Source organism: Wohlfahrtiimonas populi (assembly GCF_002006795.1).
Lineage (GTDB): Bacteria > Pseudomonadota > Gammaproteobacteria > Cardiobacteriales > Wohlfahrtiimonadaceae > Wohlfahrtiimonas > Wohlfahrtiimonas populi.
In genome coordinates this window covers 60827-74899 of the sequence record NZ_MVDN01000003.1, presented here as the reverse complement: position 1 = coordinate 74899, position 14073 = coordinate 60827, and the positions used below count along the sequence as shown (strand labels likewise).

The 14073-nt window shown below is 37.3% G+C and carries 15 protein-coding genes; 4 read left to right on the top strand and 11 right to left on the bottom strand.

Annotated elements, in window-relative coordinates; translation table 11 throughout:
* Position 1: 1 nt before the first annotated feature.
* The 3 genes from modB to BZK16_RS04745 all read right to left on the bottom strand — a co-directional run bounded on the left by modB (position 2) and on the right by BZK16_RS04745 (position 2106).
* On the bottom strand, positions 2-670 hold the full coding sequence (gene modB / locus BZK16_RS04755) for a molybdate ABC transporter permease subunit (RefSeq protein ID WP_077927758.1): 669 nt from the start codon (positions 668-670) through the stop codon (positions 2-4).
* Entirely contained in the window at positions 670-1410 is a 741-nt protein-coding gene (modA, locus tag BZK16_RS04750; RefSeq protein ID WP_077927757.1) for a molybdate ABC transporter substrate-binding protein, read from the bottom strand. The genes modB and modA overlap by 1 nt, the downstream gene beginning before the upstream one ends.
* Positions 1411-1479: 69 nt before the next feature.
* On the bottom strand, positions 1480-2106 hold the full coding sequence (locus tag BZK16_RS04745) for a thiamine diphosphokinase (protein WP_077927756.1): 627 nt from the start codon (positions 2104-2106) through the stop codon (positions 1480-1482).
* An 87-nt stretch (positions 2107-2193) separates the two neighbouring features.
* Between BZK16_RS04745 and ppa the strand changes: the two genes are divergently transcribed.
* Positions 2194-2730 (top strand): inorganic diphosphatase, encoded by a 537-nt coding sequence (gene ppa, locus BZK16_RS04740; RefSeq protein WP_077927755.1) that lies wholly within the window; start codon positions 2194-2196, stop codon positions 2728-2730.
* A gap of 125 nt (positions 2731-2855) precedes the next feature.
* Here ppa and cobB read toward each other — a convergent pair whose 3' ends face one another.
* The 8 genes from cobB to BZK16_RS04700 all read right to left on the bottom strand — a co-directional run bounded on the left by cobB (position 2856) and on the right by BZK16_RS04700 (position 9222).
* Positions 2856-3572, bottom strand: a complete 717-nt coding sequence (cobB, locus tag BZK16_RS04735) for a Sir2 family NAD+-dependent deacetylase (RefSeq protein ID WP_077927754.1) — start codon at positions 3570-3572, stop codon at positions 2856-2858.
* Between the two features lie 24 nt (positions 3573-3596).
* Positions 3597-4082 (bottom strand): ClpXP protease specificity-enhancing factor, encoded by a 486-nt coding sequence (locus BZK16_RS04730; RefSeq protein ID WP_077927753.1) that lies wholly within the window; start codon positions 4080-4082, stop codon positions 3597-3599.
* A gap of 3 nt (positions 4083-4085) precedes the next feature.
* Positions 4086-4685 (bottom strand): glutathione S-transferase N-terminal domain-containing protein, encoded by a 600-nt coding sequence (locus BZK16_RS04725; RefSeq protein WP_077927752.1) that lies wholly within the window; start codon positions 4683-4685, stop codon positions 4086-4088.
* 72 nt (positions 4686-4757) lie between these two features.
* Entirely contained in the window at positions 4758-5588 is an 831-nt protein-coding gene (locus BZK16_RS04720) for a cytochrome c1 (RefSeq protein ID WP_077927751.1), read from the bottom strand.
* Positions 5585-6859: a cytochrome b gene (locus tag BZK16_RS04715; RefSeq protein ID WP_077927750.1), complete on the bottom strand. Its 1275-nt coding sequence runs from the start codon at positions 6857-6859 to the stop codon at positions 5585-5587. The genes BZK16_RS04720 and BZK16_RS04715 overlap by 4 nt, the downstream gene beginning before the upstream one ends.
* Positions 6859-7449, bottom strand: coding sequence for a ubiquinol-cytochrome c reductase iron-sulfur subunit (gene petA, locus BZK16_RS04710; protein WP_077927749.1), 591 nt, complete (start codon positions 7447-7449; stop codon positions 6859-6861). The genes BZK16_RS04715 and petA overlap by 1 nt, the downstream gene beginning before the upstream one ends.
* Before the next feature lie 49 nt (positions 7450-7498).
* Positions 7499-8065, bottom strand: coding sequence for an elongation factor P (efp, locus tag BZK16_RS04705; RefSeq protein ID WP_077927748.1), 567 nt, complete (start codon positions 8063-8065; stop codon positions 7499-7501).
* A 107-nt stretch (positions 8066-8172) separates the two neighbouring features.
* Positions 8173-9222 (bottom strand): class 1 fructose-bisphosphatase, encoded by a 1050-nt coding sequence (locus BZK16_RS04700; RefSeq protein ID WP_077927747.1) that lies wholly within the window; start codon positions 9220-9222, stop codon positions 8173-8175.
* A 175-nt stretch (positions 9223-9397) separates the two neighbouring features.
* Between BZK16_RS04700 and fur the strand changes: the two genes are divergently transcribed.
* Genes fur through BZK16_RS04685 form a run of 3 tightly spaced genes read left to right on the top strand, consistent with a single transcriptional unit; the run spans position 9398 to position 14035 of the window.
* The gene (gene fur / locus BZK16_RS04695; RefSeq protein ID WP_077924854.1) at positions 9398-9808 is read left to right on the top strand and encodes a ferric iron uptake transcriptional regulator; all 411 of its coding nucleotides are present in this window, start codon (positions 9398-9400) and stop codon (positions 9806-9808) included.
* 8 nt (positions 9809-9816) lie between these two features.
* Entirely contained in the window at positions 9817-11418 is a 1602-nt protein-coding gene (locus BZK16_RS04690; protein ID WP_077927746.1) for an ArnT family glycosyltransferase, read from the top strand.
* A gap of 1 nt (position 11419) precedes the next feature.
* The gene (locus BZK16_RS04685; RefSeq protein ID WP_077927745.1) at positions 11420-14035 is read left to right on the top strand and encodes a DUF349 domain-containing protein; all 2616 of its coding nucleotides are present in this window, start codon (positions 11420-11422) and stop codon (positions 14033-14035) included.
* Positions 14036-14073 lie beyond the last annotated feature (38 nt).

The following is a 14073-nucleotide window of genomic DNA, read 5'->3' as shown; positions in this document are numbered from 1 at the left end:
ATCATGCCCTTGGCTTTCTAGGATTTAGGAATGTTGCTGCCATTAGAATGACAATGCAAACAGCAGATGTTAACAGTACGAGATAGTTAGCTGTTTTATAATCAAATGAATTATAAGCGCGATAAATGGCGATGGATAATGTTTGTGTTTTTTGTGTAGCACCTGCGACCATCAATGTCGCACCAAATTCACCGAGTGCTCGAGCAAATGCCAATAAAATGCCTGATAAAATTCCGCGCCAAGCTAATGGTAATGTGACACGAAAGAAAATTGCAACACGAGAAATGCCCAGCATGCTTGCAGCTTGTTCGTATTCACGATTCACATCTTCAAAGGCAGCGCGTGCAGGTTTTAATATTAATGGAAAGGCAACAATAGTGGCTGCAATGACAGCAGCTTGCCATGTGAAAATTAACCGAATGCCAAAGCTTTCATAAAGCCACTGGCCAAACCAGCTTTTTTGCCCAATCAAAGTTAGCAGGTAATAACCTAAAACTGTGGGTGGTAAAACCATTGGTAGCGTTAAGATTGTATCTAAAAGGTTTTTGCCCCAGAAATCAGTACGGGCCAAGAAAAACCCGATTAAAATACCGAGCACAGAACCAATCAACGTTGCTAAGCCAGCAATTTTGAGTGTCAGTAATAAAATCGGGTAGATGGATTCGAGCATTAAGGTTTAGTGAATCCGTAATCTTCTAAGATTTTTTGGCTTTCTGGCGTGAAAATGAATTCATAGAAGCGTGCGCTACCATCTTTGCTTTCTTTGGTTAAAGCGATTGGATATGTGATTTCAGTTTGTGTTGGCACGACGAATGCAACATTCACTTCATCTTTGAGAATTGCAGCATCTGTACCATAAACAAAACCAGTTTCAGTTTCACCTTGCGCAACGTATGCCAATGATTGACGAACACTTTCAGTTTCAATGAATTTTGGCTCTAAATCTGCCCATAAGTTTGCAGCTTCTAATACACCTTTTGTATAACGGCCAACTGGAACGCTTGCTGGGTTTGCTAAAGCAATTTTATGAACGTCAGTGGCTTTTAAATCTTCTAATGTTTTGACTGCTAATTTGCTGTCTTTGCCCACAACAACCACTAATGTGTTTTTAACAAAAGTTTTGCGTGAACCATCTTTGATTAAACCTTTTTCTACGGCTTTATCCATTGTTGTTTGGTCGGCAGATGCAAAAATATCAACAGGTGCACCATTTTCCATTTGTTGTAATAAAGCGCCTGAGCCAGCGTAGTTCAACATCACTTGATCTTCAGGATGTGCTTTTTCATAATTTTTAGCAATGTCATTGAAAGCATCTGTTAAGCTTGCTGCCGCTGAAACCATGATTTCTTCAGCATTTGCCATTGTGAAAATAGATGCGAGCAGTGCGGTCGCGATTAATTGTTTTTTCATACGAGCTCCACTTTATACTGATTGAGTAAAAGCGTAATATACACTTTTATATACCGAAAGACAATTGAGCTAGTTTGTGAGCACAAGCCAACCTAAACCTTTGCTTTGGGAATAGTGGATAAATTTCTCAGTTGGCTCATTGCTGATGGAGAAGCCTTTGCCAGGTTTTAAGATCACATTGTGTAACGGCCATTTCACATTAGCAATAGAGACATCTTCTAAAGTTGTAATTGGAATGATGCTGACATGCTTGAATGAATCAGCTTTAATTTTATGCTCTATTGTATGATTTAAAGAGTAGAGTTCTGTTTCACCATCTGTATGAATGAATTGTAATTCAGGATGATTGGTTAACAACATGAATAAGCTTAATTGATGATCCAATCTTCCGCCCATTCCGCCAATCATTACGCATTCATGAACATTAAGATCTTTGGTTTTACTCAAGGCAATTTCTGTATCTAGCAGATCTTTATCTGTTGGAAATACTTCTGTTGGAATATGGGCAAATTGTGTTTTACTCTCTAGTTTGCAGGAATCAAAATCTCCCACCCACAGATTAGGTTCAATATTTAATGGCAAGCTATGTTCAATGCCACCATCCACAGCAATAATATAATCATTCTTCTGAAAGAAATGATCAAATTTTGCATAATTCACTGTGCCTGGTAGCAATAAAACTAAACGAGAAAACATTTTGTGCCTTTTGTTTCGTGGAAGTTGGGGATATAAAAATGTATAATAGCGCGTTTCTGATCTTTCATCATAAAATAGAGGTTACATATGAGTTTTGATTCAATCCCAGCTGCTAAAGATTTAAGCAAAATCACAGAAGATTTTAACTGTATTATTGAGATCCCAGCAGAATCTGATCCTGTTAAATACGAAATTGAAGATGATTTAGTGTGGGTTGATCGTTTTGTGGGTACAAACATGCGTTACCCAGCAAACTACGGCTATATTCCACAAACATTGTGTGATGATGGCGATGCATTAGACGTTTTAGTGGTAACACCATTCCCATTGATCCACGGCTGTGTTGTACGTGCGCGTCCTTTAGGTATGTTGAACATGACAGATGAATCAGGCGGTGATGCTAAACTAATCGCAGTACCTGTATCAAAATTGTGCCCAATGTATGACAGTATCCAATCAATCGAAGATTTACCAGAATTATTGGTTAAACAAATCGAATTCTTCTTCCAAAACTACAAAGGTTTGGAAAAAGGCAAATGGGTTAAATTAGATGGTTTCGGTTCTAAAGAAGATGCTGAAAAAGAAATCGTTAAATCATTAGAAATGTTCAATAACAAAAAATAATTAATCGAATTGTATAGAGCCTGCTTCGAATATTTTGTCCATAAGGCAAGATATTGCAATAAGGTTTTGTAGAGATTGTGATTATATTATTGTGAATATTCAAAAAGCTGCGTTGAGCAGCTTTTTTATTGTTTGAGATTTTGTATAAATCTCTCAATGTATTCAGGCACGATTTTACTCGCTAAGCCTTGATGTGATTCATCAAATTGTGATGTACCCAGCGTTGGATCTAAATTTAATTCAACTGTATGAGCACCATGAGATTTAGCGTAGCTCATAAAACCCGCAGCAGGGTAAACATTGCCAGATGTGCCAATTGAGATAAAGAAATCAGTGCGTGCTAATTGATCATAAATATAATCCATTTCTAATGGCATTTCACCAAGCCAAACAATATGTGGGCGAAGTGTTGGCGTTTGGCAACATTCACATAGTGAATTTTCTGTAATGTCATCGTGCCAATCATGGATTTGATCTGTAGTAGCGCAACGTACTTTCAGTAATTCGCCATGCATGTGAATTAAGTTTTGATTGCCAGAACATTCATGAAGATTATCAACATTTTGTGTGACTAATAGGAAATTTTTACCCAAAGCTTTTTCTAAATCCACCAATGCAAAGTGGGCGAGATTTGGCTTAACATCAGGCTGCTTAAGATATTGCCTACGCTCATTATAAAAGCGTTGAACTAATTCAGGATTCGCAATAAAACCTTCGGGCGTTGCCACATCTTCAATGCGATGTTCTTCCCATAATCCATCTGCAGCTCTAAATGTACGAATGCCTGATTCAGCAGAAATGCCAGCGCCAGTTAATACAACAATGCGGGGCAGAGTAGACATAATAACCTCCAGTGATGAAAGTAATTACTCAACGATGGTTAAACTTGGCTTTTTAGTAGAAGTTTTCTTGCTTGTTGATTTTTTTGCTGAAGACTTTTTAGGTTCTGCTTTGTCCTCGTTGCTCACCACAGAGAATGGTGAAGCTTCTTTTTTGGTGCTCTTAACATCTTCTTCTTTAACAAAAGGATCTTCTGTTAATGCTTCTGCGGGGAACTCAATGCCGTGACCATTTTCACGTGCATAAATTGCAATGACAGAACCAATTGGTGCATTAATATCGACAGATACACCATTGAAGCGCGTGGAAAATGAAATCCATTCATTGCCAAGGCTTAAATTATGAATCGCTGAAGGTAAAAGATTTAAAATGATTTTACCTTCAGATATATATTGTTCGGGAACTTCAACATAAGGCAATGTAGCATCAATCGCAATGTATGGCGTGACATTATTGTCTAAAATCCATTCATAAAACGCTCTGATGATATATGGCTTATTGGAAGTCATCATAATTTATCCCTTTGATTTGTAGTAATGTTGAACACTTTCTCTATTCAATATATTACTACTATATTCTTTTGTTGCTGTAGCTTTTTCAGGCACATCGATTTGGTAGAGTTTTAAATACCAAAAGAAAGGTGCTAAAGAAGCATCAATCATGCTGAAATCATTACCTTGAAAGTAAATGTTACCTTCAAATAATGGATCATAACGTAATAAGAGATCATTGATGGCTTTGCTAGATTTTTTATCAGCTTCGCCTTTTTTGATCACTTTTTCCAATAATGGATACCATTCATTGATTACACGCTTTAAGATTAATCTAAATTTACCGCGATTAATTGGATCGTGAGGCAATAATGGTGGGTGAGGGAAACGCTCATCTAAAAATTCTAAGATGATGCTGGAATAATAGAGTGTAACTTCTTTTGTTTCTAAAGTTGGCAGAATTAATTGTTGATTGATATCTAAGAGTTCTTCTGGTGGATTAGTGATATCAACATAAACAGCATCGCTTAAAATATTTTTTTCTAATAGTGTAATTGCAATGCGATCAGCATCTAAAGATGCATTTTCTTGATAGAGCGTAAAGCCTGAACGACGTGTAGACATTTTATTCCTTTACTCACAAACAAAATGAAAAGAATGGGCTATCTATAAGATAGCCCACTTTCGAATTACATATTATTTAACATCTTTCCAGTATTCTCTATTCATGAAGTATGCACATACTGTGAATACAACTAAGAATAAAATTACCCATGGGCCATACTGTGCTCGTTTGATTTGAGCAGGTTCTGCCACATATGATAAGAAGTTAACGATATCGCGTGTTGCAGCTTGGTATTCAGCAGGTGTCATTTTACCTGGTTTAACCAATTCTGTGCCCACAACTACTGATTGCATTTTACATTCAGCATCATCAGCAGTTTTACAGCCTGCAGGCAAACGCTCTTCGTATACTGGCTTGTATTCACCTTGAAGCTCGATCAAAGCGTGTGGCATACCAACTGTAGGGAATGCAATGTTATTCACACCTAATGGACGAGTATCATCTAAATAGAATGAGTTCAAGTAGTGATAAATATAGTCAGCACCATTTTTACGTGGCTCAACAGAACCATTTGGTGAACCATCACGCGCACGAGTGATTGTTGATAGATCAGGTGGTGCTTTACCAAACCATAAGTTTGAATCATAACGATTCATAGATGATTTCATTAAATCACCCACTTTGCTTGGTTGGAATTCATTCTCACGAGTAGAGAAGCTACCTGTGTGAATCAATTTTTCTTTCACCGAATCATCCGTCATGCCAATGTCACGGCCTGTCACGTTATAACGTTGGAATTCCAACGAGTGACAGCTGTGGCAGTACTGCATGTATAATTCCGCACCATTTTGTAATGATGCTTTATCATTAACATCGAGATTTACAGGTGGCAAGCTTTCTGCATTTGCAACTGTAGCTGACATCAATGAGAGCGTAATTAATAAAAGTTTTAATTTTTTCATTTCATTGTCACCCTTGTTGGCACTGGTTTTGTTTTATCTAGCTTGCTCCAAATTGGCATCAATAAGAAGAATGCAAAATAGTAAACAGTACATAGTCTTGCAACTAATGTTCTACCAGCTGTTGCTTCAACAACACCTAAATATCCCAATACTAAGAAGCAAATTACAAATAATGTTAACAAGATTTTTGTTAATGGTCCTTTGTAACGGATAGATTTCACAGGGCTACGATCTAACCAAGGTAATAGGAACAATACAGCAATTGCACCACCCATACCGATTACACCCCAAATTTGCGTACCGAACCATGATGGGATCGCACGTAATACAGAGTAGAACGGTGTGAAGTACCATACAGGTGCAATGTGAGCAGGTGTTGCTAATGGGTTAGCAGGTTCAAAGTTTGGTTTTTCTAAGAAGTAACCGCCCATTTCTGGTGCATAGAATACGATCAATGCGAAGATGATCATAAAGATACCTACAGCAAATGTATCGTGCACTGAATAGTAAGGGTGGAACGGAATACCGTCTAATGGTTTGCCTTCTTCATCTAAATGATCTTTGATTTCGATACCATCTGGGTTGTTTGAACCCACATGATGAAGAGCCAAAATGTGACCAATTACTAAGAATACTAATACCAATGGCAATGCAATAACGTGTAACGCGAAGAAACGAGATACGGTTGCTGCAGAGATAACGAAGTCACCACGGATGAATTCTAATAAAGTATCACCAACGTATGGAATTGCACCAAACAATGAAATGATTACTTGCGCACCCCAGAATGACATTTGACCATATGGTAATACATATCCGATGAATGCTTCAGCCATCAATAATAGATAGATCAACATACCGAAGATCCATACTAATTCACGTGGCTTACGGTATGAACCGTACATCAAGCCGCGGAACATGTGAATGTAAACAACAACGAAGAACATCGACGCACCAACTTCATGCATATATCGTATGAGCCACATCCAGTCTACGTCACGCATGATTGCTGTTTCAACTGATGCGAATGCAATAGGCATGCCTGTTTCACTCAATGTTGCATCAGGCACATAGTGCATGACCAACCAAATACCAGTAATTAATTGGTTAACCAAAACAACCATGGATAACACACCGAAAACATACAAAAAGTTGAAGTTTTTAGGTGCATAGTATTGTGTCATGTGCTTACGAGTTGCTTCAACAACAGGTAAACGATTGTCGATCCAGCCTACAATACCTTTTTGAGAACTATTTTCTTGGAATGCCATTATGCGCTCTCCTTATCTTGACCGATAATTAGACGATTACCTTCTAAGAATTGGTAGCTTGGAACGATTAGGTTAGTTGGAGCTGGTACGTTTTTATAAACGCGGCCCGCTAAGTCAAACTTAGAACCATGACAAGGACAGAAGAAGCCACCCATCCAGTTTTCAGCAGGTATAACATTCGGACGATAAGTTGGTGAACAACCTAAGTGTGTACAGATACCAACAAGTACTAAGATCTCTTTTTTCTCAGAACGCCAAGCATTTGTTGCATAGCTTGGTTGTTGTTCCATTTTAGAATCAGGATCTGCTAAATCAGTTGCAGGTACTTTTTCTAAAAGAGACAACATTTCAGGAGTTCTACTCAAAATCCAAACTGGCTTACCTTGCCACTCAACGCGCAATAACTCGCCTGGTTTAAGTTTTGATAAATCCACTTCTACAGGTGCACCAGCGTTTTTTGCTTTTTCGCTAGGCATCCAAGAAGCAATGAAAGGGTAGGCTAGGAACATTGCCCCTGCACCGCCTACTGCTGACGTTGCTAGCGTCAAAACACGTCGTCTTTTGAGATCGACATTGTTGTTATCACTCATCACATTCTCCGATATGTATTTTTAATATACTGAATACTGACTAAAACTATTACTTCACGCGAGAGACATATTCGCCTGTACGTGTATCTACTTTAACAACTTCATCAATTTGAAGGAAAAGAGGTACACGAACAACAGCACCAGTTTCTAAAGTTGCTGGCTTGCCGCCTGTGCCTGCCGTATCACCTTTTAAACCTGGATCTGTTTCAACAACTTTTAATTCAACAAAGTTTGGTGGTGTTACAGAAATTGGTACGCCATTCCAAAGCGTGATCACACAAACATCTTGCTCTTTTAACCATTTTTTAACATCGCTAACCGCAGATTCAGCTGCGCCAACTTGTTCAAAATTTGTTTGGTTCATGAAGTGCCAAAACTCGCCATCATTGTATAGATATTCCATATCTACATCGATAACGTCAGCTGCTTCAACTGTATCACCAGATTTGAATGTCTTTTCAATAACGCGACCAGTTTTAAGGTTTTTATAACGAACACGGTTAAAAGCTTGGCCTTTACCTGGTTTTACCATTTCATTTTCAACAATGCTACAAGGGTCATTGTCGATCATGATCTTTAATCCACCTTTAAATTCATTTGTACTATAAGTTGCCATAAATACCTATTCTCATTTCAAATTGTTTATCAAAACTCTCGCATTATACGATACATTTATTCATAAAATCATGATAAAAGTTAACTCTCTGTTTATTAAAATATAAACTACGAGAATAATTTACATTTATGATTGAATTCCATAGAATTCTGTTCAGCGTATGATTTGTGATAGTTTAAAATGTCTATTACTTCATTTTTAGAACCGATAATAACAGGAACTCGTTGATGTAATCCAGATGGCTTAACATCTAAAATTCTTTGGTAACCAGTTGTCGCGATGCCGCCTGCTTGTTCAACTAGGAAAGAGATAGGGCTTGCTTCGTACATTAAACGTAAGCGGCCGCCTTTTGCACGAATGCCTTCATCAATAGGATAAGCAAACATGCCGCCACGCATTAAAATACGATGAACATCCATTACCATTGCACCAACCCAGCGCATTGTATAGCGTTTGCCTTTAGGGCCATTTTTGCCAGCTTCACGATCTTCTACGTACTGTAGCATCGGTTTTTCCCAGCCTAAACGGTTTGAATGGTTGATTGAATATTCAGCAGAATCTTCAGGGATTTGGATATCTTTGTGTGTTAAAACAAACTCACCAATGTCTGGATCTAATGTGAATGCGTGTGTACCATGACCGATTGAAATTACAATCATTGTTGCAGGACCATATAGGCAGTAACCAGCACAAACTTGTTTTGTGCCTTCCTGTAAGAAGTCTGCTTCTGTTGGGTTTTCTTTATCAGAACGCATGATGGAGAAAATTGTACCAATTGGACCATCAACATCAATATTGCTTGAACCATCTAATGGATCGAAAACTAAAAGATATTTACCCTTTGGTTGACCGTCTGGAATTGGATACACTTCTTCCATTTCTTCACTCGCCATTGCAGCAATGTGACCACGCCAAATATTATTCTTAATAAATAGTTCGTTAGCAATAATATCTAGTTTCTTTTGCTGCTCGCCTTGGCAGTTGTCACTTTCAGCATTACCTAAAACATCAACTAAAGCGCCTTTTCTAACTGCTGCTGAAATTGTCTTGCATGCGAGTGCAATATCATTCATCAATAATGTGAATGAGCCAGTAGCTTCAGGGTATAGGCGTTGTTCTTCGATTAAATACTGAGACAGCGGAGTGCCTAGTTGCATTACATATGCTCCAAGTTATAAAAATGCGCACATAGTACTCGGTTTCACACATAAATAAAAGTCTAAATGATTTGCTTTAAGTTATGCTATCTTTAATTAGTACGCAGAAAGGGAATATTTCTGTATTTGATGTTATAATTAATCGTTGTTGATTACTTTTATATAGGCGGATTAAATGGGTTCGGAAGAATTAAAAAATGCAGGGTTAAAAGTTACTCTTCCCAGACTTAAAATTTTGAATATTTTGGTGACAGCGTCAACTGAAGATCACTTGAGCGCTGAAGAAATTTACCAAAGACTCAATGATTCAGGTGAAGAAGTTGGCTTGGCAACTGTATATCGTGTTTTGACACAGTTTGAACAAGCAGGTTTAGTTCAACGTCATTTCTTTGATGGAGGACAATCTGTGTTTGAATTAGATAACGGTGATCAACACAGCCATATCGTATGTGTGCGTTGTGGCTATGTGGATGAGTTCCAAAAAGAAGATTTTAAAATCAAAAGTGAAGAAATTGCCAAAAGTTTTGGATATCAATTCCAAGAGGCAAAAGTTACCTTGTATGGCATTTGTAAGAAATGTCAATAAAGTAATCTATGTTGTCAACACCTAAAATAACTCGTAAGCAAGCGTTTAACTGGATTGGTATTTGGTTGGCGCTTGTCATTACTGCATGGTTTTGCAGGCCGTTATTGCCTTATCATGAGTTAGGGACTGTTGGCATTACTTGGGAAATGTGGGTATCAGATAATTTTTGGTTGCCCACTTTAAATGGGGAATTAGTGGATGAATCTTATCCATTAGTTCACTGGCTCGAAATATTTATTTGGAAGATATTTGGCGTTAGTGAATTTTCGATTCGTTTTTTAGCGGCTGTTTTTAGTATCAGTACGCTTTTTTTAACTGCTTTGGCTGCCAAACAATTATGGCCAGAACTGCCAAAAGTTAGAGCAAATGCACCATTAATTTTGATTGGAAGCCTAATGTGGGCTGTGTTTGCAACAGCGCATGTTGAACAAGTTTATGTTGCTTTCTTTTTGTTGCTTTATATTAATTTTCTCATTCGAGCATGGAAATACAATCCTTATTGGTGGTTTGTTGTTTCTTTTTCTTTGCTTTTGGGTTTTTTAGTCACAGGTGTTTCATTTCTAATTTACGCATTGCCAATTTTATTGATGTTCCCATTTTGGGCGCAAAAATATTGGCGCATGTATATTTATTCGTTGATTGCTTTAATTGTGGCATTTTTAACCTTTTGGACTTGGGGTTATTGGGTTAAAGCACAATACTATGAAATGTCACCATCTTTGACTGCAATTATGGGATTGCCAAGATTGATCTCTCAGATCAATGATCCTATGCCTTTTGGTATGACATTTTTATCATTGATCATTGTCTTATTCCCTTGGGTCTTTTGGTTGCCACTTTATAAAAATTTTTCTTATGTGGATAAACGAGAACCTGCGTTTAAGTTCTGTGCATCTTGGTTGGTATCATCACTCATTATTGTGTTGATTACGATGAAAACATCCATTGTGCCATTGATCCCGATTTATCCTGCATTTTGTTTATTGATTGCACGTATTTATTTTCCAATCACGAATCGCCCCAAAGATGTTGTTTTGGTTTCGATTGTTATTGCGTTATTAGGTATTTTATTAATCGTTTTATCTATTGTGCATATTTGGATTGATGATAATAATGCGATTGAATGGCTATCTACAGTTTCGCCATTGTGGGGCATTGGTTTATTAGTATTCAGTGGGATGCTATTACTATTCGCCAAAGAAACACGTTTGATTACTTTAGCTTTAATGAGTGTTGCGCTGACATTAGCCTTTAATTTTGGCGTGATTCGCAATGCACGAGATTTCTATGATGTGATGCCTGCTTCTGAGCGAATCAGCTGGTATCAAGATAAAGGATATGTTGTTGCCAATAATGGTCGTTATATGGGGCAATATCACTTTTTGGGTCGATTGGAAGATCCTTTGATTGTGATTAACGATGAAATTGACTTTACGAGATTTAAAACTTTGTATCCAAGTGGTAGGATTGTTGTGTATTTAGATAGCATGACGCCACGAACTAGTAAAATTGCAGAGTATTATCAACCTTTTAGAAATAGATATTTAGCAATATTTGCAGTCAGTGACTTAGAAAATATAGGTTCAGTAACTCAAAAAGCGAGAAAGTAATATGTTCGGTTTCTTCAAGCCAAAATGGCAACATCGTAATTCCAATATAAGAATAGAAGCAATCCATAACCTAGCACTTGATAAAGAGACGATTTTAAAAATTGCTCAAACTGATAAAGATGTGGATGTGCGCATTGCTGCATTGCAAAAGATCACCGAACTGAATATTCTCTATGCAATTTTACTGCAAGAACCTTGTAGTAAAGGAAAGGTTGCTGTTTTAAAACAGATCTCAGCAGTGCTTTTACAGCAGGATTCGTTAGAAGTTTCTGTGCAAAGTTTTATGAAAACAACGGTTCGCCGTGATTTTCCTTTAGTTGATTTATTGATGGCTTGTGATAATCGCCAATTGAAGCAGTTATTGTTTACCATGATCAATTTGCAGAAAGATTTACCAAAGTTAGTGGATGCAAATTATGTATTTTCTGTAGAAGAATTGGTTCTGATTGATGATTTAGAAGTTTTGAGTCATTTAGTGAAAAAAGCAAATATCACAGATAAAAAGGTTTTGGCGCATTTAAAAGATGCTATTCAGCAACAAGAAGATGCTGAGCGTAAAACTGCATTAAAAGCAGAATTATTAAAACAATATGCAGAATTGGCAGAAGTAGAACCATTGGCACCATTGAATATTTTCAGTGCTTTGGAAAAAGAGTGGAATGAAAATCAATTGGGCAATGAGCAACTTTCCTTTAAAGAGGCTTATTTAGCGCGCCATAATGCTCAGAATGAATTACGACAAGAAAAATTGGCTGCACTTACGCAATTAGAGCAACAAGTTCAAGATAATGATTTATCTGATTCACAGCAAATGTTGGCGCAATTAAAAGAACTATCAAATGACTCATTGTTTTCATTGAAAGAGAGAGCGAATATCCAATCATTGATTCAGAAAATTGAATTACTTCTCGCACATGTTAAAAAGAAAGCACAAAATATGCTTGCAGTGCAAAAGCATGAATCACCAGTCACTACAATCCCAGTACAACAAAAAGTTGAACGAATTAAAATTGATTTTGATCGTGAGCAATTTCAGCAAGATCTTGGGAGTTTAGAAAAATTAATTAACGTAGGTAGTTTGCAAGAAGCTGAGCAATTGAGCCAAAAATTAACAAATAATTTAAAAGCACTTGGTCATTCAAAAGATGCGACACATTTTACGCGTTTGTTAAAACAGGCTAGCCAGCCTTTGTATGATCAATTAGATACAGCACGCTGGGGAATTTATCAAGGCTTAGAATCATTGTGTGATCATGCCGAAGAATTAGCAAATAACGGTTCAATTGATTTAATTAGTGTGACTTTGAAGCAATTGCGTGAAGATTGGAATCAATCTAAAAAAGGCATTGCACGTGTTCCTCAGAAATTATATCAGCGTTTTGAATCAGCGTGTAAAGCAGCGCATCAACGCTTGCTCAATGAGCGAGATCATGATAATCAGGCTCGTGCAGTTTATTTGAAAGAAGCGGAAGAGCTATTGAATGCTTTATCTCAATTGATTGAACAACTCGATTGGCAAAATCCTAATTGGGCGAATTTGATTGAAATGCGCCAGAAATTCTTGCAAGAATGGAATCGCTATCTGAATCAATATTCAACAGATGGTGCTTTAAGTTATGGTGCGCCACTCTTTTTGGCGAAAGACAAACAGAAATTAGAGCGCACTATGCGTCAAATTTTAAAACCCTTAGATACAGCAATGCAAAATGAGCGTAAAAAAGAGAAAAAACGCCGTGAAGATGAAATTGCTTTGTTGCAAACATTGTTGGATGAAGAAAAAATCAGAGAAGCTGTTGAGAAAGCTAAGCAGTTTAATAAATCATTCAATCCAACTGTTCGATCAAAACGCCATGATGAAAATTTATTGTGGAAGGAATTGCGTGTTGTGAATGATCAGATCTTTGCCTTGCGCGAAGAATACGTTTCTGCTGAAGAGAGTGAAAAATCAGCGAATGCAGAACAAAAGCACATTGTATTGAATGAGTTAAAAGCATTATGTGCATCTATTAATGCTAATAGTCATATTCATGCTGTTGAAGAAGCATTGAATGATATCGATAATCGTTGGATGGATATTGGTGTTGTTGCTAAGCGTGATTTCGTGAAATTAGAGAATGAGTTCAAAGAGCTCATGAATAAAGCACATAAACAATTGCAACAAATGGATCAGCAAAAGGAAATTGATCAACGTACAGCCTTATTAAATGCTTCGGCTCAAATGGGTGAGTTAGAAGCTCAAGTAGCACGTGATGAGGCTATTGAAATTGATGAACAATTGTATGATGTGGCTGATGCTGCTTTGAGAAAGCGCTTAAAGTGCTTGGAGCAAATTGTGGCAGGACAGGCAAATGCTAAAGCATTTTTGATGGAAAAGCTTGCGCATGCTGAATCGCTGGCTTTTGAGCTTGTGTTGCATCGTGAAATTCTATTGGATAAAGCTTCACCAGAAGATGATAAAGATGCACGCTTAGCGATGCAAGTCAGAGTTTTGGAAGCTGCGATGACTAATCTGCGCAATGAAAAAGATAAAAAACATCAATTAAAACTCTTGGATGAAAAATGGTTAGAGAATGTTGTGGGGATTATTCCTGATTCTCTTTATCAGCGTTTCAGATAAATTGAGTTTTATTCAGCCTTGAGGTTTGGTAGAATTGC

What these genes read in the sequence shown, in the direction of transcription:
- BZK16_RS04685 (WP_077927745.1), top strand. Translation starts at nt 11,420, where the DNA reads ATGTTCGGTTTCTTCAAGCCAAAATGGCAACATCGTAATTCCAATATA.
- BZK16_RS04725 (WP_077927752.1), bottom strand. Translation starts at nt 4,685, where the DNA reads ATGTCTACACGTCGTTCAGGCTTTACGCTCTATCAAGAAAATGCATCT.
- efp (WP_077927748.1), bottom strand. Translation starts at nt 8,065, where the DNA reads ATGGCAACTTATAGTACAAATGAATTTAAAGGTGGATTAAAGATCATG.
- modB (WP_077927758.1), bottom strand. Translation starts at nt 670, where the DNA reads ATGCTCGAATCCATCTACCCGATTTTATTACTGACACTCAAAATTGCT.
- petA (WP_077927749.1), bottom strand. Translation starts at nt 7,449, where the DNA reads ATGAGTGATAACAACAATGTCGATCTCAAAAGACGACGTGTTTTGACG.
- cobB (WP_077927754.1), bottom strand. Translation starts at nt 3,572, where the DNA reads ATGTCTACTCTGCCCCGCATTGTTGTATTAACTGGCGCTGGCATTTCT.
- BZK16_RS04690 (WP_077927746.1), top strand. Translation starts at nt 9,817, where the DNA reads ATGTTGTCAACACCTAAAATAACTCGTAAGCAAGCGTTTAACTGGATT.
- ppa (WP_077927755.1), top strand. Translation starts at nt 2,194, where the DNA reads ATGAGTTTTGATTCAATCCCAGCTGCTAAAGATTTAAGCAAAATCACA.
- BZK16_RS04700 (WP_077927747.1), bottom strand. Translation starts at nt 9,222, where the DNA reads ATGCAACTAGGCACTCCGCTGTCTCAGTATTTAATCGAAGAACAACGC.
- fur (WP_077924854.1), top strand. Translation starts at nt 9,398, where the DNA reads ATGGGTTCGGAAGAATTAAAAAATGCAGGGTTAAAAGTTACTCTTCCC.
- BZK16_RS04745 (WP_077927756.1), bottom strand. Translation starts at nt 2,106, where the DNA reads ATGTTTTCTCGTTTAGTTTTATTGCTACCAGGCACAGTGAATTATGCA.
- BZK16_RS04715 (WP_077927750.1), bottom strand. Translation starts at nt 6,859, where the DNA reads ATGGCATTCCAAGAAAATAGTTCTCAAAAAGGTATTGTAGGCTGGATC.
- BZK16_RS04730 (WP_077927753.1), bottom strand. Translation starts at nt 4,082, where the DNA reads ATGATGACTTCCAATAAGCCATATATCATCAGAGCGTTTTATGAATGG.
- BZK16_RS04720 (WP_077927751.1), bottom strand. Translation starts at nt 5,588, where the DNA reads ATGAAAAAATTAAAACTTTTATTAATTACGCTCTCATTGATGTCAGCT.
- modA (WP_077927757.1), bottom strand. Translation starts at nt 1,410, where the DNA reads ATGAAAAAACAATTAATCGCGACCGCACTGCTCGCATCTATTTTCACA.